Annotated in this window: 18 protein-coding genes; 12 read left to right on the top strand and 6 right to left on the bottom strand. The window is 62.7% G+C overall.

The window, feature by feature from the left end:
* Positions 1 to 28: 28 nt before the first annotated feature.
* From queF to ACZZZU_RS04930, 9 genes are all read left to right on the top strand, one after another.
* Complete coding sequence (gene queF / locus ACZZZU_RS04970) at positions 29 to 859, top strand: NADPH-dependent 7-cyano-7-deazaguanine reductase QueF (protein ID WP_463549941.1); 831 nt, start codon at positions 29 to 31, stop codon at positions 857 to 859.
* A 92-nt stretch (positions 860 to 951) separates the two neighbouring features.
* Positions 952 to 2,427 carry a flavin-containing monooxygenase gene (locus ACZZZU_RS04965; protein ID WP_463549940.1) on the top strand — a complete coding sequence of 492 codons (1,476 nt, stop codon included), beginning with the start codon at positions 952 to 954 and terminating at the stop codon, positions 2,425 to 2,427.
* Entirely contained in the window at positions 2,411 to 3,358 is a 948-nt protein-coding gene (locus tag ACZZZU_RS04960; RefSeq protein ID WP_463549939.1) for an alpha/beta hydrolase, read from the top strand. Before ACZZZU_RS04965 ends, ACZZZU_RS04960 begins: the two co-directional genes overlap by 17 nt.
* Positions 3,359 to 3,567: 209 nt before the next feature.
* Positions 3,568 to 3,909 carry a ribonuclease E inhibitor RraB gene (locus ACZZZU_RS04955; protein WP_122453269.1) on the top strand — a complete coding sequence of 114 codons (342 nt, stop codon included), beginning with the start codon at positions 3,568 to 3,570 and terminating at the stop codon, positions 3,907 to 3,909.
* 140 nt (positions 3,910 to 4,049) lie between these two features.
* A complete protein-coding gene (locus ACZZZU_RS04950; RefSeq protein WP_463549938.1) occupies positions 4,050 to 4,757 on the top strand; it encodes a type 1 glutamine amidotransferase in 708 nt (235 codons plus the stop codon).
* A 762-nt stretch (positions 4,758 to 5,519) separates the two neighbouring features.
* Positions 5,520 to 6,929: a circularly permuted type 2 ATP-grasp protein gene (locus tag ACZZZU_RS04945; RefSeq protein ID WP_122453267.1), complete on the top strand. Its 1,410-nt coding sequence runs from the start codon at positions 5,520 to 5,522 to the stop codon at positions 6,927 to 6,929.
* 2 nt (positions 6,930 to 6,931) lie between these two features.
* The gene (locus tag ACZZZU_RS04940) at positions 6,932 to 7,882 is read left to right on the top strand and encodes an alpha-E domain-containing protein (RefSeq protein WP_122497968.1); all 951 of its coding nucleotides are present in this window, start codon (positions 6,932 to 6,934) and stop codon (positions 7,880 to 7,882) included.
* Positions 7,879 to 8,673 carry a transglutaminase-like domain-containing protein gene (locus ACZZZU_RS04935; RefSeq protein WP_122497970.1) on the top strand — a complete coding sequence of 265 codons (795 nt, stop codon included), beginning with the start codon at positions 7,879 to 7,881 and terminating at the stop codon, positions 8,671 to 8,673. The genes ACZZZU_RS04940 and ACZZZU_RS04935 overlap by 4 nt, the downstream gene beginning before the upstream one ends.
* Positions 8,674 to 8,757: 84 nt before the next feature.
* Positions 8,758 to 9,492, top strand: coding sequence for a proteasome-type protease (locus ACZZZU_RS04930; RefSeq protein WP_122497972.1), 735 nt, complete (start codon positions 8,758 to 8,760; stop codon positions 9,490 to 9,492).
* 155 nt (positions 9,493 to 9,647) lie between these two features.
* On the opposite strand, the gene ACZZZU_RS04925 is transcribed toward ACZZZU_RS04930, so the two are convergent.
* Genes ACZZZU_RS04925 through ACZZZU_RS04910 form a run of 4 tightly spaced genes read right to left on the bottom strand, consistent with a single transcriptional unit; the run spans position 9,648 to position 15,267 of the window.
* The gene (locus ACZZZU_RS04925) at positions 9,648 to 11,042 is read right to left on the bottom strand and encodes an efflux transporter outer membrane subunit (protein ID WP_463549937.1); all 1,395 of its coding nucleotides are present in this window, start codon (positions 11,040 to 11,042) and stop codon (positions 9,648 to 9,650) included.
* Complete coding sequence (locus ACZZZU_RS04920) at positions 11,039 to 12,994, bottom strand: MacB family efflux pump subunit (protein WP_463552104.1); 1,956 nt, start codon at positions 12,992 to 12,994, stop codon at positions 11,039 to 11,041. The genes ACZZZU_RS04925 and ACZZZU_RS04920 overlap by 4 nt, the downstream gene beginning before the upstream one ends.
* A 29-nt stretch (positions 12,995 to 13,023) precedes the next feature.
* The gene (locus ACZZZU_RS04915; protein WP_463549936.1) at positions 13,024 to 14,190 is read right to left on the bottom strand and encodes an efflux RND transporter periplasmic adaptor subunit; all 1,167 of its coding nucleotides are present in this window, start codon (positions 14,188 to 14,190) and stop codon (positions 13,024 to 13,026) included.
* 57 nt (positions 14,191 to 14,247) lie between these two features.
* The gene (locus ACZZZU_RS04910) at positions 14,248 to 15,267 is read right to left on the bottom strand and encodes a FecR family protein (RefSeq protein WP_463549935.1); all 1,020 of its coding nucleotides are present in this window, start codon (positions 15,265 to 15,267) and stop codon (positions 14,248 to 14,250) included.
* A gap of 169 nt (positions 15,268 to 15,436) precedes the next feature.
* Here ACZZZU_RS04910 and ACZZZU_RS04905 point away from each other — a divergent pair, with 169 nt between their 5' ends.
* Positions 15,437 to 15,916, top strand: a complete 480-nt coding sequence (locus ACZZZU_RS04905; protein ID WP_463549934.1) for a sigma-70 family RNA polymerase sigma factor — start codon at positions 15,437 to 15,439, stop codon at positions 15,914 to 15,916.
* Between the two features lie 235 nt (positions 15,917 to 16,151).
* Positions 16,152 to 17,489 carry a lysine N(6)-hydroxylase/L-ornithine N(5)-oxygenase family protein gene (locus tag ACZZZU_RS04900; RefSeq protein WP_463549933.1) on the top strand — a complete coding sequence of 446 codons (1,338 nt, stop codon included), beginning with the start codon at positions 16,152 to 16,154 and terminating at the stop codon, positions 17,487 to 17,489.
* Here ACZZZU_RS04900 and ACZZZU_RS04895 read toward each other — a convergent pair.
* Both ACZZZU_RS04895 and ACZZZU_RS04890 read right to left on the bottom strand, forming a co-directional pair.
* Entirely contained in the window at positions 17,486 to 17,833 is a 348-nt protein-coding gene (locus ACZZZU_RS04895) for an MmcQ/YjbR family DNA-binding protein (RefSeq protein WP_122497985.1), read from the bottom strand. The two genes, ACZZZU_RS04900 and ACZZZU_RS04895, sit on opposite strands and share 4 nt — an antisense overlap.
* A 25-nt stretch (positions 17,834 to 17,858) precedes the next feature.
* Positions 17,859 to 18,767, bottom strand: coding sequence for a LysR substrate-binding domain-containing protein (locus tag ACZZZU_RS04890; RefSeq protein ID WP_122497987.1), 909 nt, complete (start codon positions 18,765 to 18,767; stop codon positions 17,859 to 17,861).
* A 155-nt stretch (positions 18,768 to 18,922) separates the two neighbouring features.
* Between ACZZZU_RS04890 and ACZZZU_RS04885 the strand changes: the two genes are divergently transcribed.
* Positions 18,923 to 19,531, top strand: coding sequence for an FMN-dependent NADH-azoreductase (locus ACZZZU_RS04885; RefSeq protein ID WP_463549932.1), 609 nt, complete (start codon positions 18,923 to 18,925; stop codon positions 19,529 to 19,531).
* Positions 19,532 to 19,667 lie beyond the last annotated feature (136 nt).

The following is a 19,667-nucleotide window of genomic DNA, read 5'->3' as shown; positions in this document are numbered from 1 at the left end:
GCGTTTTTTTTACCCTCAGGTCGCCGCCATGCATCCCGCCGTCGAACACTCTCCGTTAGGCAAGGCCAGCGAATACATCGCTACCTACACGCCGTCGCTGCTGTACCCCATTCCCCGCGCGCCAAAATGGGCCGAGTTGGGCCTTACGGCTGAAACCCTGCCGTATCAGGGCGTGGACTTCTGGAATTGCTTCGAGCTGTCGTGGCTGCTGCCCTCGGGCAAGCCGGTGGTGGCGATTGGTGAGTTTGCGATTCCTGCCGACTCGCCCAATATCATCGAGTCCAAGTCCTTCAAGCTGTATCTCAACTCCCTGAACCAGAGCGTATTTGCCACGGCGGGCGAGTTGCAGGCGGTGCTGGAAAAAGACCTCGGCGCCGCCGCCGGCAAGCCGGTCGGCGTGCGGGTGCGCAGTCTGGCCGAGGTCGAGGCCGAGGGCGTGACGGCGTTGCCCGGGCGCTGCATTGATGAGCTGGATGTGACCATCAGCAACTACGCCCAGCCGCAGCCCGAGCTGCTGCGTTGCGATACCGGCCGCGTGGTGGAGGAGAGCCTGCATAGCCATTTGCTCAAGTCCAACTGCCCGGTTACCGGCCAGCCGGACTGGGGCACTGTGGTGGTCAGCTACCGTGGGCCGGCGCTGGATGCGGCCAGTCTGCTGGCGTATCTGGTGAGCTTTCGCCAGCACGCCGACTTCCACGAGCAATGCGTGGAGCGCATTTTTCTCGATCTGCAACGTGTGCTGCAGCCAGAAAGCCTGACCGTTTATGCGCGTTACGTGCGTCGTGGTGGGCTGGACATCAATCCTTACCGCAGCCTCGGCCCTATTACCCCGGACAATCGACGCCTAGTCCGCCAATAACCGGTGCGTTTCGAGCTAGTACGGACGTACCCGTTGTTTCTGCCCATGCGCACGCTTTAGTCTTAGCCCCGACGACCATCGGGATAACAACAATGACTAAAACGTCCCCGTCAGCCGCGCCGTTGCGTGTGCTGATTATCGGTGCCGGCTTCGCTGGCATCGGCTTGGCAATTACCCTCAAGCGCGCCGGCATCGGCGATTTCGTCCTGCTGGAAAAGGCCGGCGACCTGGGCGGCACCTGGCGGGACAACCGCTACCCCGGCGCCGCCTGCGATGTGCCTTCCCATCTGTATTCCTTTTCTTTCGAGCCCAAAACCGACTGGACGCGCAAATTTGCGCCGCAGACGGAAATCTTCGCCTACCAGCAGCACTGCGCCGACAAGTACCAGTTGCGCCCGCATATTCGCTTCAACCGCGAAGTGGCCAGTGCCGTGTTCGACGCCGAAGCCGGTGTGTGGCAAGTCACCTGCACCGATGGCGAAACGTTTAGCGCTCAGGCACTGGTGAGCGCGTGCGGCCAACTGAATCGTCCGTTGCTGCCGCGCATCGCCGGGTTGCAGCAGTTCACCGGCGAAGCCTTCCACTCGGCCCGCTGGAACGCGGACTACGACCTCAGCGGCAAACGCGTAGCGGTAATCGGCACGGGCGCCAGCGCCATTCAATTTATTCCGCAAATTGCCCCGCAGGTGGCGCAGCTTCATGTGTTCCAGCGCTCGCCGGCGTATGTGCTGCACAAGCCAGATCGCGCCTATCGGCCTTGGGAAAGCGCGCTAATGCGCCGCCTGCCGTGGCTGCAAACCCTGGATCGCGGCCTCAAATACATCCAGCACGAGGCGCGGGTGCTGGCGTTTACCGTGGTGCCCAAGCTGATGAAACCCATGCAGCTGCGCTTTCGCCTGCATTTGAACCGCAGCATTGCCGATCCTGCTTTTCGTCAGCGCCTGTCACCCGATTACCCCATGGGCTGCAAGCGCATCCTCATTTCCAACGACTACTTTCCGGCACTGGCGCGGGCCAACGTCGAGGTGGTGGGCGAGGAGATCGAAGCGGTGACCGCCACCGGCATACGCACCGCCGACGGCCGCGAGCGCGAGGTGGACGCGATCATCTACGGCACCGGCTTCGCCGCCACCGATTTCCTCGCGCCCATGCACATCACCGGACTCAACGGGCGCGACCTCAATGCCGCCTGGAAGGAGGGCGCCGAGGCCTATCTGGGCATCAGCGTGAGCGGCTTTCCCAACCTGTTCATTCTGTATGGGCCGAACACCAACCTTGGCCACAACTCGATCATTTACATGCTCGAAAGCCAGTTCAGCTATGTGCTCGGCTGCCTTCAGCAACTGCAGCAGCATCAACTGCGCTACATGGACCTCAAACCCACGGTGCAGGCGCAGTTCAACCAGTCCCTGCACAAGGCCATCGACCGTTCGATCTGGCAGCAGGGCTGTGACAGTTGGTACAAGACCGCCAGTGGCAAGAACACCAATAACTGGCCTGGCTTCACCTTTACTTACCGCCACCAAACCCGTCGCCCGGAGCTTGCCCACTATGACTGCATTCGTTGAACCGCCGCGTTTGAGCCAGCGCGTGTTAGCCCGTGTGTTGCGTACCAGCATGATCCTGTTCTTTCGCGGCCTTATCCGCCCGGCCATGCCCATTGCCGGGCAGCGCATGGTGCTGCGCGTGCTGACCAAGTCGACCATAACGCCGCGCGGCGTGCGGCTTGAGTCTGCAACGCTGGCGGGGCGCGCCTGTGAATGGCAGCGCCCGGAGGAGGGCGGCGAGCGGGTGATGCTGTATTTCCACGGCGGTGGATACCTGATCGGCTCGCCTGCCACCCACCGCGCCATCACCGGCCACCTAGCCAAACGCGGAAAAATGGCGGTGTGCGCACTGGATTATCGGCTGGCGCCTGAGCACCCGTTTCCCGCCGGGCTCGACGATGGCCTGGCGGCCTATAAGGCGCTGTTGGCTCAAGGTTATGGCAGCGAGCAAATTATGCTTGGCGGCGATTCGGCTGGCGGCAATCTGGCGCTCGGCCTGGCCTTGCGCATCAAGCAAAACGGGCTGCCCATGCCGGCGGCGCTGGTGTGTTTCTCGCCGCTGACCGACGCCAGTCTCAGCCAGTTGCACCAGCCGCCAGCGGGCGATCCATTGCTGAGCCTGGCCTGGATCCACCAGGCCGGCTCGCTGTTTTGCCCGCCGAGTGTTGACCGTCGCGACCCGTTTCTGTCGCCGGTTTACGCCGACCTGAGCGGCTTGCCGCCCCTGCTTATTCAGGTCGGCGAAGACGAAGTGCTGCTCAACGACAGCCTGCGTCTGGCCGAGCGCGCCACCGCAGCCGGCGTGGATGTTCACCTGCAACGCTATCCCGGTTGTTGGCATGTTTTTCAGGCCCACGCCGGCTTGCTGGATATCGCCGATCTGGCCATGACGCGGGTTTCGAGTTTTATTCAGACGCGCTTTGCGGCCATCGCAGAACGCAAAGGTCTGTAACCAAAGCTGCACAAATGTGGGAAAGGCACTACGCTGAAACAGGGCGTCCTCGCTGGGCGCCCGCTAGCACACGCTCTACGCCGCAGTACGCAAATGCAACAAGCCTCGGGTGATGGGTCTTTCGGATCTGTCGCGACGTCAGCGCAGTCAGCTGGCAGCAGCAATGGGAAAGCGGTCAAACCATCCATCGCATGTGAGGGGGTCGCATCATGAGCACAGCAAGCCATAACGACATCAGCAGCAATGTGTTGCGCCGGATGAAAGAGGGCGGCTTCGACTTTGCCCGCATCCACCCAATCGAGTTCTACGCCATTTTTCCCGACGAGGAGCGGGCCCGCATGGTGGCGAAAAAATTCCGCAGTGAAGTACTCAATGCCCAGGTGAGCGAGCGTGATGACGGCGCCTGGCACGTGTTGATCAGCAAAGTCATGTACGCCACCTATGACGGCATTGGTGCGTTCGAACATGACTTGGAGTCGATGGTCGCCCCGTTGGGTGGCGTGCTCGACGGCTGGGGTGTTACGCAGGAACTCAAAGGGTTGCGGGTCTGACCCGCCAATAACAGGCGCCACACCGCGAATGCACCGGCCGGCCACAAGCGGGTCGGTGCCCGGCGACACTTTTCTGAAACGCTGACTCTGCCTCGGCACGAGGTTTGCCTGATCAGGTGGAAAAAAGAGGCGGTTCAGCGATGAGCGACATTCTGATTCTTACCCACGTCGACTATTGCCCGCCGGGCTACCTGGCGCGGGTGCTCGACGAGCGCCAGCTGGATTTTTCCGTGCTGCGCGCCGACCTTGACGAGCTTGACGGTTACGACCTGGAGCGGCCCAAAGCCGTGGCCATCATGGGCGGCCCCATGAGCGTCAATGATCCCTTGCCGTGGCTGGACGTAGAGATTGCGGCGTTGCAACGGTTTATAGCCCGCGACATTCCCCTGATCGGTCATTGCCTCGGCGGCCAACTGCTGGCCAGGGCGCTGGGCGCGCAAGTGCACCGCATGCCTTACCGGGAAATCGGCTGGCAGCCGCTGTGGCAGGCCATCCAGGCCGAGCCCAGCCCATGGTTGCAACATCTGCCGGACGAATTTCCGATTTACCAATGGCATGGCGACACCTTCGACCTGCCACCTGGCGCCCAGCGACTACTTTCCAGCCCGTGGTGCCCCAACCAGGCGTTTGCCTGGGGCGACAAGATTCTCGCCCTGCAGGGGCACCCGGAAATGACCGAAGAACTGGTGCGCCTGTGGCTGAACGACTTTGAGCATCTGCTGGATGAGACCCAGCCGAGTCAGCAGTCGAAACGCAAGATGCTTGAGGATTTGCCGGAGAAAGTGGCGGCGTTGAATGCGGTGGCGGAGGGGTTTTATCGGCGGTGGTTGGGGTTGGCGTTTGGGTGAGGTGGGGGGTGTTTTGTTTGTGGTTGTCGTGCTCCTTCGGTGTTTCAGTCGACACCCAGTCATCCCTCTAAACCTCCGTCATCCTCGCGAACGCGGGGATCCAGAGTCGTTCAGGGAATGGCGATTCCTCCGAAATACTGGATTCCCGCTTTCGCGGGAATGACGGGTGTATGTTTTTAGGGTGTCGTACACCTGCAATGCGTCAGTTGGCACACGGCCATCACCAAAACCTCCGTCATCCTCGCGAAGGCGGCGGTCCGACGATTCGGGATCCAGAGTCGTTCAGGGAAAGGCGATCCTTCCGAAATACTGGATTCCCGCTTTCGCGGGAATGACGGAGGTTTAGTTTGGAATTTCTGTACACCTGCAATGCGTCAGTTGACACACGGCCATCCCTCAAAACCACCGTCATCCTCGCGAAGGCGGCGGTCCGACGATTCGGGATCCAGGCTTGCATGGCGAGCACCATTACCTGAACGAACCTGGAACCCCAACCGTCGACCGCGCCGATCCTCGAAGCCATCCCCCATATTTAATTGCAATCAACCCCAACTCCACTGGTCATAAGGAAACACCCAAGCGAAGCGGCTATCTTCAAGGGTGCCGCGCAACAGGGCGTGGCCACGCACGGTGCGTCAAGGAATGCGCGATTATGGTGCGCAGGGTAAGTGTCTTATTTTCAAGTGATTGATATCTAACGAATAAGACGGATGGCTCGGGCTTTGCAATACCTATGCACGTCCGGGTGACAAGGAGTACGGCATGACCCGCACCTTTTATGACGAGATGTACCTGGCGAACGGCGAATGCCGTCCGCATTACCGGGAGTTCGCGCGCTGGTTGGCCGACACCCCGGATGAGTTGCTGGCGCAGCGCCGCCGCGAAGCTGATCTGCTGTTTCACCGCGCTGGCATCACGTTCACCTTGTACGGCGACGACCAAGGCACCGAGCGGCTTATTCCCTTCGACATCATTCCGCGCAGCATTCCGGCCAGTGAGTGGCGCATTGTCGAGCGCGGCTGCATCCAGCGGGTGCAGGCGCTGAACATGTTTCTCGCCGACCTCTACCACGACCAGCGCATTATCAAAGCCGGCATCATTCCGGCCGAGCAGGTGCTGGCCAACGAGGGTTACCAGCTGGCGATGCAGGGGCTGAATCTGCATCGCGATCTGTACGCGCATATCTCGGGCGTCGACTTGGTGCGCGACGGCGACGGCACGTACTACGTGCTCGAAGACAACCTGCGCACCCCCAGCGGCGTGAGCTACATGCTCGAAGACCGCAAAATGATGATGCGCCTGTTCCCCGAGCTGTTCGCCGCCCAGCGCGTGCTGCCCATTGACCACTACCCCAATTTGCTGCTCGACACCCTGAAAAGCTCCAGCCCGCTGGATAACCCCAACGTGGTGGTGCTGACGCCTGGGCGCTTTAACAGTGCATATTTCGAGCACGCGTTTCTGGCCCGTGAAATGGGCGTGGAACTGGTCGAAGGCGCCGACTTGTTCGTGCGCGACGACAAAGTCTTTATGCGCACCACCGCCGGCGCCAAGCAGGTGGATGTGATTTATCGCCGTCTCGACGACGCCTTCCTCGACCCATTGGCATTCAACCCCGACTCCATGCTCGGTGTGCCGGGTCTGCTCTCGACCTACCGCAGCGGCAATGTGGTGCTGGCCAACGCCATCGGCACGGGCGTGGCCGACGACAAATCCATTTATCCCTACGTCGGCGAGATGATCCGCTTCTACCTCGACGAAGAACCGATTCTGAAAAACGTGCCGACCTTCCAGTGCCGCAAGCCGGTGGAGTTGCAGCACGTGCTGGCCAATCTGGAACACTTGGTGGTCAAGGAAACCCAAGGCTCCGGCGGCTACGGCATGTTGGTGGGGCCGGCCGCCAGCAAGGCGGAAATCGAAACCTTCCGCGCCCGGTTGATCGCTCGCCCCGAGGCGTACATCGCGCAACCGACGTTGTGTCTTTCAACGTGCCCGACCTTTGTCGAAAACGGCATCGCCCCCCGCCATATCGATTTGCGCCCCTTCGTGCTGTCCGGCAAAGACACCCGTGTAGTGCCAGGCGGCTTGACCCGCGTGGCGTTGCGAGAAGGGTCGCTGGTGGTGAACTCGTCGCAAGGCGGCGGCACCAAAGACACCTGGGTGGTGGAGGACTAATTATGCTGAGCCGCACTGCCTCTGACCTGTACTGGATGTCCCGTTACCTGGAGCGTGCCGAGAACCTCGCGCGCATGTTGGAAGTGAGCTATTCGCTGTCGCTGATGCCGCAAGACGGGCGCGGCAACGGCCTGGAAGAGCTGGCGCTGCCGCTGTTGATCACCGGCACGCTGGACGAATACCTGGAGCGTCACGGCCCCTTGCACGCCGAGCGCATGCTGCATTTCTTTGCGCTGGATTCGGAAAACCCGGCGAGCATCTACTGCTGCCTGCAAGCGGCGCGTACCAACGCCCATGCCGTGCGCGGGCGTATCACCGCCGACATGTGGGAAAACATCAACGCCACCTGGCTGGAGATTCGCGGCATCGCCGAGCAGGGCCTGGGGCGTTATGGCATCAGCCGCTTCTGCGAGTGGGCCAAGGAGCGTTCGCACCTGTTCCGCGGCGCCACCTTCGGCACCATCATGCGCGGCGACCCGTACCGCTTTATTCGCCTGGGCACGTTTATCGAGCGCGCGGACAACACCCTGCGCCTGCTCGATGCCCGCTACGAAATGCTGGGCGAAGACATCGACGAAAACGACGGCCGCCCGGCGCGCAGTTATTACCAGTGGACCGCCTTGCTGCGGGCGCTGTCGTCGTTCGAGGCATTTGCCGAGATCTACCGTGGCTCGCCCGGCACCCGCAAGGTGGCCGAGCTGCTGTTGCTGCGTCCCGATGTACCGCGTTCCTTGCGCTCGTGCATGGACGAACTGCACCTGATGCTCGCCAGCCTGCCCGGTGAAAACGGCCGGCCGGCGCAGCGTCTGGCGGCGGAGCTGGAGGCGCGCCTGCGTTACACCAGCATCAATGAAGTGCTCGACGAAGGCCTGCATGGCTGGCTCACCGATTTCATCCTGCTGGTGCGCAAGCTAGGCCAGGCCATTCAAACGTCTTACCTGGAGGTCGCATGAGACTCTCAATCAGCCATGACACCACCTATCACTACGAAGATCAGGTGCGTAACAGCATTCAATACCTGCGCATGACGCCGCACGACAGCGAGCGTCAGCAGGTGATCAGCTGGGAACTGAACCTGCCGCGCCCGGTGCGCGCGCAGGTCGATCCGTACGGCAATATTCTTCACGTGCTGACCCTCGACGAGCCCCACGAAAGCATTCTGCTCGGCGCCCGTGGCCAGGTTGAAATCGACGAGTCGAGCGAGTGCGAACACGAAGAGCAGTCGCCGCTGCCGTTTTTGCGCACCACCCGATTGACCGAGGCCGACCAGGCCTTGCGCGAGTTCGCGATGGTGCAATGCAACAGCCGCCGCGACCGTTCCTGCATGATCGATTTGATGCACGGCCTCAACGCCCGCATCCGCTACCAGCCAGACGTCACCGATGTGCAGACCAGCGCCGCCGAAGCCTTCGCTGGTGGCAAAGGCGTATGCCAGGACCAAGCCCATGCGTTTATCGCCTGCGCCCGTAGCCTGGGCGTTCCGGCGCGCTATGTGTCGGGTTATCTGTTCACCGACCGCGACGACCACCTGTCCAGCCACGCCTGGGCCGAAGCCTGGCTGGATGGCGCTTGGTACAGCTTCGACGTGACCAATTGCCTGGCTAAACCTGAGCGTCATCTGAAGTTGGCGGTCGGCCTGGATTATCTCGACGCTTGCCCGGTACGCGGCATGCGCCGTGGCGGCGGGGTGGAGCAAATGCACGCGCACGTGGAAGTGTCGCCTGTGCGGGTGCAGCAGCAATAACCTCATAAGCCGCGCAATAAGCGGTTAACTCCTAACGCCCGACGCGGCTTCGCTGCTCGGGCGTCCTTGCCTGTGTGGACTCTGATGACTTATTGCGTTGCTCTGAACCTGGCCGAAGGCCTGGTGTTCGTCTCTGACTCGCGCACCAATGCCGGTGTCGACCATATCGCCACGTTTCGCAAACTGCATGTATTCGCCGTACCCGGCGAGCGCCTGATCGTGCTGCAAACCGCCGGCAACCTGGCCACCTCGCAAGCGGTGATCAACCTGCTGCGCACGCGCCTGAACCACGACGGCGTGCACCTCAACAACGTGGTCAACCTGTACGGCGCTACCACGCTGGTGGGCGACACCATGCGCGAAGTCATGGCGCGCGACGCCAACTCGCCGATGGCGGCGGGCGTCGACTTGAGCTGCTCGTTTCTGGTTGGCGGGCAAATCAGCGGTCAGCCGGCAGAGCTGTACAACATCTACCCACTGGGCAATTTCATCTCGGCCTCCGACGACACGCCGTTCTTCCAGATCGGCGAAAGCAAATACGGCAAACCGATCCTCGACCGCGCCCTGAACTACCACACCGACCTCGACAAAGCCTTGCGCTGCGCGCTGGTGTCGTTCGACTCGACCATTCGCAGTAACTTGTCGGTCGGCTTCCCGCTGGACGTGGTCGTCTACAAAGCCGACAGCCTGCAAGTGCCAGCCGGATTTCGCGTGTTGGAAAGTGACCCGTATTTTGAAGGGGTCCGCCAGCAATGGTCGCAGGGGCTGAGCCAGTTGCTGGACGAGTTGCCGCCGTTGCCGCCGGAGTATTCGGCGTAGGGCCAACAGCACGGCCCCTCACCCCAGCCCTCTCCCGCAAGCGGGAGAGGGGGCTTTAACGGAGTATCGGCTTCACATCCACAGTTCGGCCAACGTCACCCCTCGCCCGCTTGCGGGAGAGGGGCCGGGGGTGAGGGCAGCGGCAGACGCGATTGCTACGACCGCCAACCACCCCCCAACGCCTTGTACAACGCAATCGCCGCCTGCATCCGCGCTAACCGTAGTTGCACGCCACCTTCTTCGGCCTGAAACAACACACGCTGCGTTTCCAGCACGCTGAGCAAGGTCTCGGCGCCTGATTGGTAGCGGTTCTGCGCCAGTTCGAAAGCGCGCTGGGCGTGTTGGCGTTCCTGGTCTTGCCAGGTGCGTTGCTGGTCCAGTCCGGCGATGGCGGTGAGGGCTTTTTCGACGTCGGCCAACGCGGCGTCGATGGCGCCTCGGTAGCTGTGCAGCAGTTCTTCCTGACGAGCCTGGCTCAGGTCGCGGCCAGCGCCCAGTTTGCCGGCGTTGAAAATCGGTGCAGTGAGCCCGGCGGCGACGGTGTAGAACGGATTTTCCAACACATTCTTGAACGCATCGGCGCCCGTACCGAGGCTGGCGGTGAGGGTCAGGCTTGGCAGCATGGCGGCGCGCGCCACTTGCACATCGGCACTGGCGGCGGCCAGGCGCGCTTCGGCGCTGGCGATGTCGGGACGGCGGCTCAGCAACTCGCTCGGCACACCGGCTCCAATCTTCGGCCAATGAAGCTCGCTGAAGCGCTCATCGCCCATGGACAACCGCTGCACCGGCTGCCCCAACAGTTGGGCCAGACCGATGCGCGCTTCCATCGCTTGCTGGCGCAGCAGCGGCAATTGCCGTTGCTGCGCGGCGACCAGGCTGCCTTGTTGCGCCCGTTCCAGTTCAGTGGCGGCGCCCGCCTCGAAGCGTTGGTCGATAAGCGCGAGCACCTGCTGCGCGTTGGCCAGGTTCTGCTCGGCGATGCGCAACTGTTCCGCCAGTGCCAGGGTGTTGAGGTAGCTGCTGGCGACGCTGCTGAGCAGCGTCAGGCGCACGGTGTCGCGGTCATGTTCGCTGGCACGCTGAGCTTGTGTGGCGCTGTTGCGGGCGGCGGCGCGGCCGCCCCAGAAGTCCACTTCATAACTGGCGCTGAGGCTGGCGGTGTAGGTGTCGAGGAGGCGGTCGTCGCCGTCCGTGTCGCGCTGGCTGTAGCCGTCGCCGCCGAGCAGCTCTTCGCGCGCCGCATCGAACCCGCCTTTTACGTCCGGCAGCAGCGCCGCGCCGGCAATGGTGCTGCTGGCGCGGGCCTGGCGAACGCGGGCTTCTGCTGCGGCGAGGTCGTGGCTGCTGCGTTCGGCTTGGGCGACTAGCGCGGCAAGCTGCGGGCTGCCAAACGCGTTCCACCAGTCGCGCTGAACGCCGTCGCCAGCGCTCGATGTATGAGGCGATGCCCATTGCGGCGGCGCGGGCGGCGGTTCGATAGCGGCAGGCGGCGTGCTGCACGCACTGATGGCCAGGCAAACAGGCAGCAGGGCGGGAAAGACGTTTTTCATGGGCTGGTCAGCGCCGTTACCGGGTCGAGTTGGGCGGCTTTGCGCGCTGGCATAAAGCCGAACACCACGCCGGTGATCAGTGCGCAGAAAAACGCGCCGGCCATCGCCAGCGCCGAAAACACCACGGCAATCTCGCTCAGGTGCAGCAAGCCGCCGACCACTAGCGCCAGGACGATGCCTGCGATGCCGCCTACTACCGAGAGCAACACCGCTTCGGTAAGAAATTGGCGAAGGATGTCGCGCTGCCGCGCCCCGGTGGCCATGCGAATGCCGATCTCGCGGGTGCGCTCGCGCACGGTCATCAACATGATGTTCATCACGCCAATACCGCCCACTAGCAGGGAAATGGCGGCGATGGCGCCGAGCATCAGCGACAGGCTGTTCTGCGTGCGCGCTTCGGCCTGAATCATGGCGGCGTTGTTGGTCAGCTGAAAATCGCGCACGCCACGGTGCAGGCGCAGCATCAGGCGATCGATGGCCCGCTCGGCTTCGTGCACCCGTTTGGCATCGGCGGCGGCGATCACCACGAACTCCGGGTTGTGTTTGCCAAACAGGCGAATGCTGGCGGTGGAGTAGGGCACCACGATTTGCTTGTCGCTGTCGTCATCGCCGGAGCTGGCGCCTTTGGCGCTGAGAATGCCGATGACTTGAAACGGCACGTTCTGAATGAGGATGTAGCGGCCAATCGGGTTGGCGACGCCAGCGAATAGTGCATCGCGCACTTTCTGGCCGATAACCGCGACGGTGGCCGCGCGGTCTTCGTCCGCCTGGGTAAAGAAACTGCCTTGCGCCACCGGCCAATTGAGGATGGTGGGAAAGGCCACGCCATTGCCGCGGGTGTAGGCGTAGTAGTCGATATTGCCGTAGCGCACCACGGTGTCGCCGCCGTTTACCGGCATGATCTGCCGCACCTGTGGCAGGGTGCCGACGGCGGCGAGGTCGTCGAGGCTGACCACACCTTCCGGCGCGCGCGGCATGGGTGCGATGCCGGAGAGGTAAATAATGTTCGAGCCGAACGCGCCCATCTGCGCCATCACCTGCCGTTTGCTGCCCTCGCCAACGGCCAGCATCACCACCACCGACGCCACGCCAATAACGATGCCGAGCAAGGTCAGCGCGGTGCGAAAGCGGTTTACCCACATCACCCGCCAGGCGGCCTTTAACGCATCGACCACTTCGCCGCTCCACGAGGCGCTGCTGGTGCTCGGTTCGCGCAGGCGCCGTTGCAGCTGTTCGATTTGCGCTTGTCCTTGCGCGGCAGGCGCCGGACTGCTGGTGCTGTCGCTGATGATGACGCCGTCGCGCACTTCGATCACGCGGCGGGCACGGGCGGCGACGTCGCGGTCGTGGGTAATCAGCACCACGGCGTGGCCTTGCTCGGCCAGCTCGTCCAACAGCGCCATGACCTGCGCGCCGCTGTGGGTGTCGAGGGCGCCGGTGGGTTCGTCGGCGAGAATGATATGGCCGCCGTTCATTAACGCCCGCGCAATCGACACCCGTTGCTGCTGGCCGCCGGACAACTGATGCGGGCGGTTCTCCCGTCGGCTGCCCAGGCCCAGCCGCTCCAGCAGGGCGGCGGCGCGTGCCTGGCGTTCGCTGTGGCTGAGGCCGGCGTAGATGGCTGGCATCTCGACGTTTTCCTGGGCACTGGCTGACGGGATCAGGTGGTAGCCCTGAAACACAAAGCCGAATGCCTCGCGCCGCAGCCAGGCCAGTTCATCGGCGGGCAGTCGGGCGACGTCCATGCCGCTGAATTGGTAAGTGCCGGAACTGGGGCGGTCGAGGCAGCCGATAATGTTCATCAACGTCGATTTGCCTGAACCGGACGCACCGACGATAGCGACGAATTCACCGGGATAAATCGCCAGCGACACGCCGCGCAGCACCTCGACCACCGGCGCGCCGTTGCCGCCGTATTGCTTGCGGATGTCAGTGAGGGCGATCAGGGCAATGGCGCAGCCGGTTTCCTCAGCCGGCACGCTCATTCTCCGGCCCCGGCTGGCGGGCCGATCAACAGCCGTTCGCCTTCTTCCAGGCCGGCAAGTACCTGCACCGACATGCGGTCGCGCAGCCCGGTGCGCACCTCGCGCGTTTCGATTTGACCGTTGCCATTGAGCACCAGCGCCTTGTACGTGTCGGGCGTGGCGGTGGCGTCTTGCAGCGCGGCCACGGGAATGGTCAGCACGTTGTCGGCCTTGCCGGCGACGAAGAACACCTGCGCGGTCATCTCGGCCATCAGCGCGCCGTCGGCGTTATCGACGTCGAGCAGCACGGTGTAGAGCACCACACGGCCGCCGCCGTCGGCATTGGGGCTGCCGCCGCCCTGGTTGGCTTGGTCCAGCGGCGTGGGCGGTAGCGGCAGCACTTGGCGCACCGTGCCGTTCCAGCGTCGGCCGTCGCCACTGAGGGTGGTAAACCAGGCGTGCATGCCGGGCTTGATGCGACTGATATCGGCCTCGGACACCTGCGCCCAAACCGTCATGGGCGACAGCTTGGCGATGCGCATGATCAACGGCGTCTGCTGCTGGGCATTGAGCGTCTGGCCCACGCGGGCATCGACGGCCACCACGGTGCCGGCCATGGGCGCGTAAATGCGCGTGTAGCCCAGCTCGGCTTCGTCGCTGCGCAGGCTGGCTTCGGCCTGGCGAATACGCGCTTGGAACATGGCGATACGGGCCTGGCTGGCGCGCACTTGGGCGGTGGCGATTTGCACGTCCTCGGTGCGGGTGGCGCCGCCTCGGGCGAGGTGTTGCTGGCGCGTGAGCTGCTGGTTGGCCAGCTCATTCTGGGCGCGCTGTTCGGCCAATTCGGCTTTAAGTTGGTCGATCGAATAGCGGCTGGCGTCGACCTTGGCTTGCTGGGTGGAGGGGTCGATTTCCACCAGCAGTTGGCCTTCTTCAACGTGCTCGCCGGGCTCGGCATGCAGTTTCAGAATTTGCCCGGAAGCCTGGGCGCCGACATCCACATAACGCCGTGGTTGCAAGGTGCCCAGTGCGCTCACGCTGCTCTCGATACTGCCGCGCGCTACCGGCACGCTAGGCAGTTGGTCACCGCGCAACGGCAATGCCTGCCAAGTGGCAACGGCCATCAGCGGCGTCAGGCACAGCAGGGTGAGAAGAAGGCGGCGAGGGGTAATCAGGGCGCTCATTGGCAGGCTCGTGAGGGTCTGCCAAATGAACGAGTGACTGCGGCGGAAATTTAGCCGTTAGAGCGGGGCGGGGCGGTTGCGAATCAGCGTGGTGCCATCGCTTTGCGGCTCCAGCTTGATCGGCAGCACTTTGGGCAACGCTTTCACCAGGCTGGCGACATCGCGGGTGCTGTAGATGCCGCCGATGCGGATGTCGGCGGTGCTCTGGTCGGCGAGTAACAGCGGCTCGTCGAGGTAGCGATTGAGCAGCGGCACGGCCTCGCCAAGGGTGATGTCGTTGAGGATCAACTTGCCGTCGCGCCAGGCGAGGGCGGTGGCGGTGTCGACCGATTTCACCGTGGGCTTGAGGTCGCCCGGTTTAAAGCTGGCCTGCAGGCCAGGCGTGAGCGTGCTGTCGTTGCCTTGACGGTCGCTTTGCACACGCACCGAGCCTTCGGTGACGGTGACCACCACGCTGTTCTGGTATTTCCATACGTTGAAGCGCGTGCCGGTGACGGTGATCGAGCCTTCGCCGGCGGTCACCACAAAGGGGTGCTCGCTGTCGTGGGTGACGTGGAAATACGCCTCGCCGCTGCTCAGCCGCACGCGGCGCTGGTCGCGGTAGTTGCTGAAGCTGAGGTCCGAGTTGCTGTTCAGTTCGACTTCGCTGCCATCGCTCAGGGTGATGCGGCTGATGTTTTGCGCCGTGTCGAACTGCTCATAGGAATTGGGAAGCCAGCCCATCATCCAGCCGCCGTAAGCCGCTAACGGCAGCGCCACGATGGCCAGGGCGATGGCCCGGGCTTGCGGACGCCAACCGCGACGGCGCGCATGGGTGGGGCGGTTCGCGGCGCTTGCGGACGTAGGCAGGGAAGGGCGTGGGGCGGTAACGGTAGCGCTGGCCGGGAGCTGTTCGCTGAGGTCCCAGATTTCCAGCATGGCGACGTATTCGATGGCGTGGCTGGGGTGCGCGTCGAGCCAGCGCTTGAATTGCTCGCGTTCTTCTTCCGTGCAATCGGGCGCATGCATGCGCATACACCAATGTGCAGCCACCTCAACCAGAGGGTCGTCGTTGGCAGGGGAAGGCGCATTGTTCATCAAGGAATACCGGTTACCGGGTACTGAAAAAGTGAAATCGCTGGCAGATGAGATTAGATGCTTGATGAGAATTATTATAAAATGAATAATTCCATACTGCCAGTATGACGGTCAGGGGTGGTCAACCTTATCGCAATGTTCGCCGTCACGTCTGTGGCCGGGAGTCGTTTTGGAGATTTATTACCGGGAGCTGGTGCGCTTTTTGAGCGCCAAGCTGGGGGACCGACACGTGGCGGCCGACGTTGCCCACGACGCGTACCTGCGTGTGATGGAACGGGCCGGTCAAGCGCAAATCGAGTCGCCGCGCGCGTTTTTGTATCGCACCGCGCTTAACCTGGTCATCGACGAACACCGCCGCAACGCCCTGCGACGCACCGAAACCCTCGACGTGCTCGATCAGGAAGAAGAGTTTTTCACGCCCTCGCCACACCGTGACCTGGCGCAAAATCAGCGCCTGCAACTGTTGCAGCGCGCCCTCGACGAGTTGCCGGCCCTGTGCCGCGACGCGTTTTTGCTGCGCAAACTTGAAGGCCTGAGCCACGACGAAATCGCCGAGCGCTTGAGCATTTCCCAAAGCCTTGTAGAAAAACACATCGTCAACGCCATGAAGCATTGCCGCGTGCGCATGCGCGAGTGGGATGCCGAATAGACCCACCGCCACGAGCCAACCTGTAGGAGCGACTTCAGTCGCGATTCCTGCAAAAGGTGCTCCCAAGCCAGACTGAATAACCCCCCATCGCGACTAAAGTCGCTCCCACAGCTTTCAACCACGCGCCTTTAAATTTAATTCCCTTGTCCTCGTTCCTACACAACAGGCGATCTCTGCTCGCCACCCGATTCGCTCGCCACCCGTTGTGCGTGGCTTTTCCAGAGGACACTGGACCATGACTGCATCCGTTGCACCTGCCGCCATTCACGACCTGATCGGCATTGGGTTCGGCCCGTCCAACTTGGCGCTGGCCATTGCCCTGCGTGAGCGCGCTCAGCATCAAGGCGCGTTGGATGTGCTGTTTCTGGATAAGCAGGCCGACTACCGCTGGCACGGCAATACGCTGGTGACGCAGAGCGAGTTGCAGATTTCCTTTCTTAAAGACCTGGTCACCCTGCGCAACCCCAGCAGCCCGTATTCATTCGTGAACTACCTGCACGCCCATGACCGCCTGGTGGACTTCATCAATCTGGGCACCTTTTACCCGTGCCGCATGGAGTACGACGACTACCTGCGCTGGGTCGCCGCGCAGTTCAGTGAGCAGAGCCGGTATGGCGAAGAAGTGCTGGCGATCGAGCCGCTGCTGCATCACAACCGGGTCGAGTCGCTGCGCGTGGTGTCGCGTGACAGCCAGGGCGAAACCTTTGTGCGCCAGACCCGCGCCGTGGTGGTCAGCGCCGGCGGCACGCCGCGTATTCCCGAAGCGTTTCGTAGCCTCAAAGGCGAGCCTCGGGTGTTCCATCACGCCCATTATCTGGAGCGCATGGCGCAGCAGCCATGTGTGAGCGGCAAGCCGATGCGCGTGGCGATTATCGGCGGCGGGCAAAGCGCGGCGGAGGCGTTTATCGACCTGAACGACAGTTTCCCGTCGGTGAAGGTCGACATGATTTTGCGCGGCTCGGCGCTAAAACCGGCGGACGACAGCCCGTTCGTGAACGAGGTGTTTTCCCCCGAATTTACCGACCTGGTCTTCAGCCAGACCGGCGCCGAGCGCGAGCGGTTTATCCGCGAGTACCACAACACCAATTACTCGGTGGTGGACATCGATTTGATCGAGCGCATCTACGGCATTTTCTACCGGCAGAAAGTCTCGGGCATCCAACGCCACGCCTTCCACCACTTGCGCACCGTGGAACGCGCCACCGTCCATGCCGACGGCATCGAATTGGCCCTGCGTCATAGCGCCAGCGGCGAATTGGACGTGCACCGTTACGACGCCGTGGTGCTCGCCACGGGCTACGAACGGCAAAGCCACCGCCAACTGCTGGAGCCGCTGGCGCCGTACCTGGGCGATTTCGAAGTGGATCGCGACTACCGCATCGTCACCGACGAGCGCTGCCAGGCGGCGGTTTACATGCAGGGCTTCTGCCAGGCCAGCCACGGGTTGAGCGACACCTTGTTGTCGGTGCTGCCGATTCGCGCCAACGACATCGCCAGTTCGTTGTACGGCTACCTCGGGCATCAGTCCTTGAGCGATGTGCAGCGCGCGCCGTTGTTTGCCACGGCGAGTTAATCGAGCAGCAACCCGACCTGGCGAATCTTCGGCAACTTGCGCACCACCAGCTGGTGCGAGCGTGTCAGCAGGTCTTGCAGTTCGGCGGTGCTGATGGTCTCCGTGCTGTCCAACCGAACCCAGTGAGCCCGCGCCAGATACGGCGCCGGGCTAAAACCTGGGCGGTCGACGTAGCCGAGAAACAGGTCGCTATCGACCTTGAAGGCGATGCCGCGGCCCATAAAGTTGATCACCGCCACCATCTTGTTTTGCGCCACCGAAAACACGCGGTTGTCACCCCATTTCAGGTCTTCGCGCACGCCCGGCAGTTGCAGCAGAAAGTCGGCGGTTTGGCTGGCATTCATGTTCATCTCCTTTGCCGAGAGGGCGTTAAACCGGGTGCGGCCAGTCGCCGCGAAAGTGTTCGGTCACGTGGTCGAGCCAGGCGCGCACGGCGGGCAGCATGCCACGGCGGTGCGGGTACACGGCCTGCAGAAAGCCGCCCGGCAGCGCCCACTCCGGCAACAGACGAATCAGGCGGCCGTCAGCCAATTCCTGATGGCAGTTCATCAACGGCAGCATGGAAAAGCCCAGGCCGGCCAGCGCTGCGTTTTTGCGTACGGAAAAATCTTCGATGGCCAGGCGCGGTTCAAACGCGATTTCACGCTTATTGCCGTCAGCGTCCACCACCCGATAGCGCACCTTGCGGTCGGTATCTACGGCGCCGAGCACCGGCAGTTCGCGCAAGTCGTTCAGCTCATTGATCTGCCGACCAGCCAGCAGCGCAGGGGAGGCCACCAGCACGGCGACGGCGGGGCGCAGCTTGCGAGCGATCAGGTTGGGGTCTTCGTCGCCTTCATCGCGCACCCGCAGCGCCACGTCGAATCCTTCGGCCAGCACGTCGACGCGGCGGTTCACCAGCACCACCTCGAGTTGCACCTGCGGGTAGGTGCTGAGGAAGTCGTTGATGATCGGCGACAGGTACGACTCGGCCAGCGCAGTAGGGCACGACACCCGCACCCGGCCGCGCGGTTCGCTGGAATGCGTGGCCACGGCTTCGTCGGCCATGTCGGCGGCGATGATCATGGTCTGACAGTGGCGAAAGTAATGTTCGCCGATTTCGGTCAGCGCCAAGGTGCGAGTGCTGCGTTGCAACAGACGTGCGCCCAGGCGTTCCTCCAGCTCGGCAACGCGCCGCGACAAGCGCGACTTCGGCACGCCAAGTAGACGCCCGGCGGCGGCGAAACCGCCGGCTTCCACCACTTTGGCGAAATAGAACAGGTCGTTGAGATCTTGCATGGCGGGTTCTGGCTGTCGTCATCGTCCTATAGGTGGGACGAACTATCACATTTTTGCTGGCTAATGCGCTATTGGAATCATCGGTAGGCTTAGCTCCATCGGATTTCAACCCACTTTTAACGCCGCTACGGCCCCCCTTGATTCGGAGAACCACCATGAAACTTCTGCACCTCGACTCCAGCATCCTTGGCGACAACTCGGCCTCGCGCCACCTGAGCAAAGCCGTGGTCGACGCCTGGAAAGCCGCTGACTCCAGCGTTCAGGTGAGCTACCGCGACCTGGCCGCCGATGCTTACAGCCACTTCTCCGCTGCCACCCTGCTTGCCGGCGGTACGCCTGCCGAACTGCGTGACGCGGCGCAAAAACACGAAGCGGAACTCGGCGAAGCGACGCTGAACGAATTCCTGGCCGCCGACGCCATCGTTATCGGTGCGCCGATGTACAACTTCTCCGTTCCAAGCCAATTGAAGGCCTGGATCGACCGCATCTCGGTCGCCGGCAAAACCTTCGCCTACGACGAGAACGGCCCGAAAGGCCTGGCCGGTGGTAAAAAAGTGATCATTGTTTCCACCTCGGGTGGCATCCACGCCGGCCAAGCCAGCGGCATCGCCCACGAAGACTACTTGCAACTGCTGCTGCGCTTCCTCGGCATCACTGACATCGAAGTGGTGCGCGCAGAAGGCCTGGCTTACGGTGAAGAACCGCGCGCCAAAGCACTGGCCGCCGCCAACGAGCAAGTGGCGGGTCTGTTTGTGGCTGCGTAACGGCTGAACGGCACTTAGAAAAATCCCCGCTTCGGCGGGGATTTTTTTGGCACGCCACATGCTTTTGTCATCTCACTGTGTTTGCGAAGCGGCCGCTGCGGGTTCATGCTCGGCGCTGCGGCAGGCGAAAGTGGGC

The organism is Pseudomonas sp. AC136 (assembly GCF_979258585.1).
This window is presented reverse-complemented; position numbering and strand designations above follow the sequence as displayed.

Coding starts and splice junctions, on each gene's coding strand:
- queF (WP_463549941.1), top strand. CDS start 29: ATGCATCCCGCCGTCGAACACTCTCCGTTAGGCAAGGCCAGCGAATAC.
- ACZZZU_RS04965 (WP_463549940.1), top strand. CDS start 952: ATGACTAAAACGTCCCCGTCAGCCGCGCCGTTGCGTGTGCTGATTATC.
- ACZZZU_RS04960 (WP_463549939.1), top strand. CDS start 2,411: ATGACTGCATTCGTTGAACCGCCGCGTTTGAGCCAGCGCGTGTTAGCC.
- ACZZZU_RS04955 (WP_122453269.1), top strand. CDS start 3,568: ATGAGCACAGCAAGCCATAACGACATCAGCAGCAATGTGTTGCGCCGG.
- ACZZZU_RS04950 (WP_463549938.1), top strand. CDS start 4,050: ATGAGCGACATTCTGATTCTTACCCACGTCGACTATTGCCCGCCGGGC.
- ACZZZU_RS04945 (WP_122453267.1), top strand. CDS start 5,520: ATGACCCGCACCTTTTATGACGAGATGTACCTGGCGAACGGCGAATGC.
- ACZZZU_RS04940 (WP_122497968.1), top strand. CDS start 6,932: ATGCTGAGCCGCACTGCCTCTGACCTGTACTGGATGTCCCGTTACCTG.
- ACZZZU_RS04935 (WP_122497970.1), top strand. CDS start 7,879: ATGAGACTCTCAATCAGCCATGACACCACCTATCACTACGAAGATCAG.
- ACZZZU_RS04930 (WP_122497972.1), top strand. CDS start 8,758: ATGACTTATTGCGTTGCTCTGAACCTGGCCGAAGGCCTGGTGTTCGTC.
- ACZZZU_RS04925 (WP_463549937.1), bottom strand. CDS start 11,042: ATGAAAAACGTCTTTCCCGCCCTGCTGCCTGTTTGCCTGGCCATCAGT.
- ACZZZU_RS04915 (WP_463549936.1), bottom strand. CDS start 14,190: ATGAGCGCCCTGATTACCCCTCGCCGCCTTCTTCTCACCCTGCTGTGC.
- ACZZZU_RS04910 (WP_463549935.1), bottom strand. CDS start 15,267: ATGAACAATGCGCCTTCCCCTGCCAACGACGACCCTCTGGTTGAGGTG.
- ACZZZU_RS04900 (WP_463549933.1), top strand. CDS start 16,152: ATGACTGCATCCGTTGCACCTGCCGCCATTCACGACCTGATCGGCATT.
- ACZZZU_RS04895 (WP_122497985.1), bottom strand. CDS start 17,833: ATGAATGCCAGCCAAACCGCCGACTTTCTGCTGCAACTGCCGGGCGTG.
- ACZZZU_RS04890 (WP_122497987.1), bottom strand. CDS start 18,767: ATGCAAGATCTCAACGACCTGTTCTATTTCGCCAAAGTGGTGGAAGCC.
- ACZZZU_RS04885 (WP_463549932.1), top strand. CDS start 18,923: ATGAAACTTCTGCACCTCGACTCCAGCATCCTTGGCGACAACTCGGCC.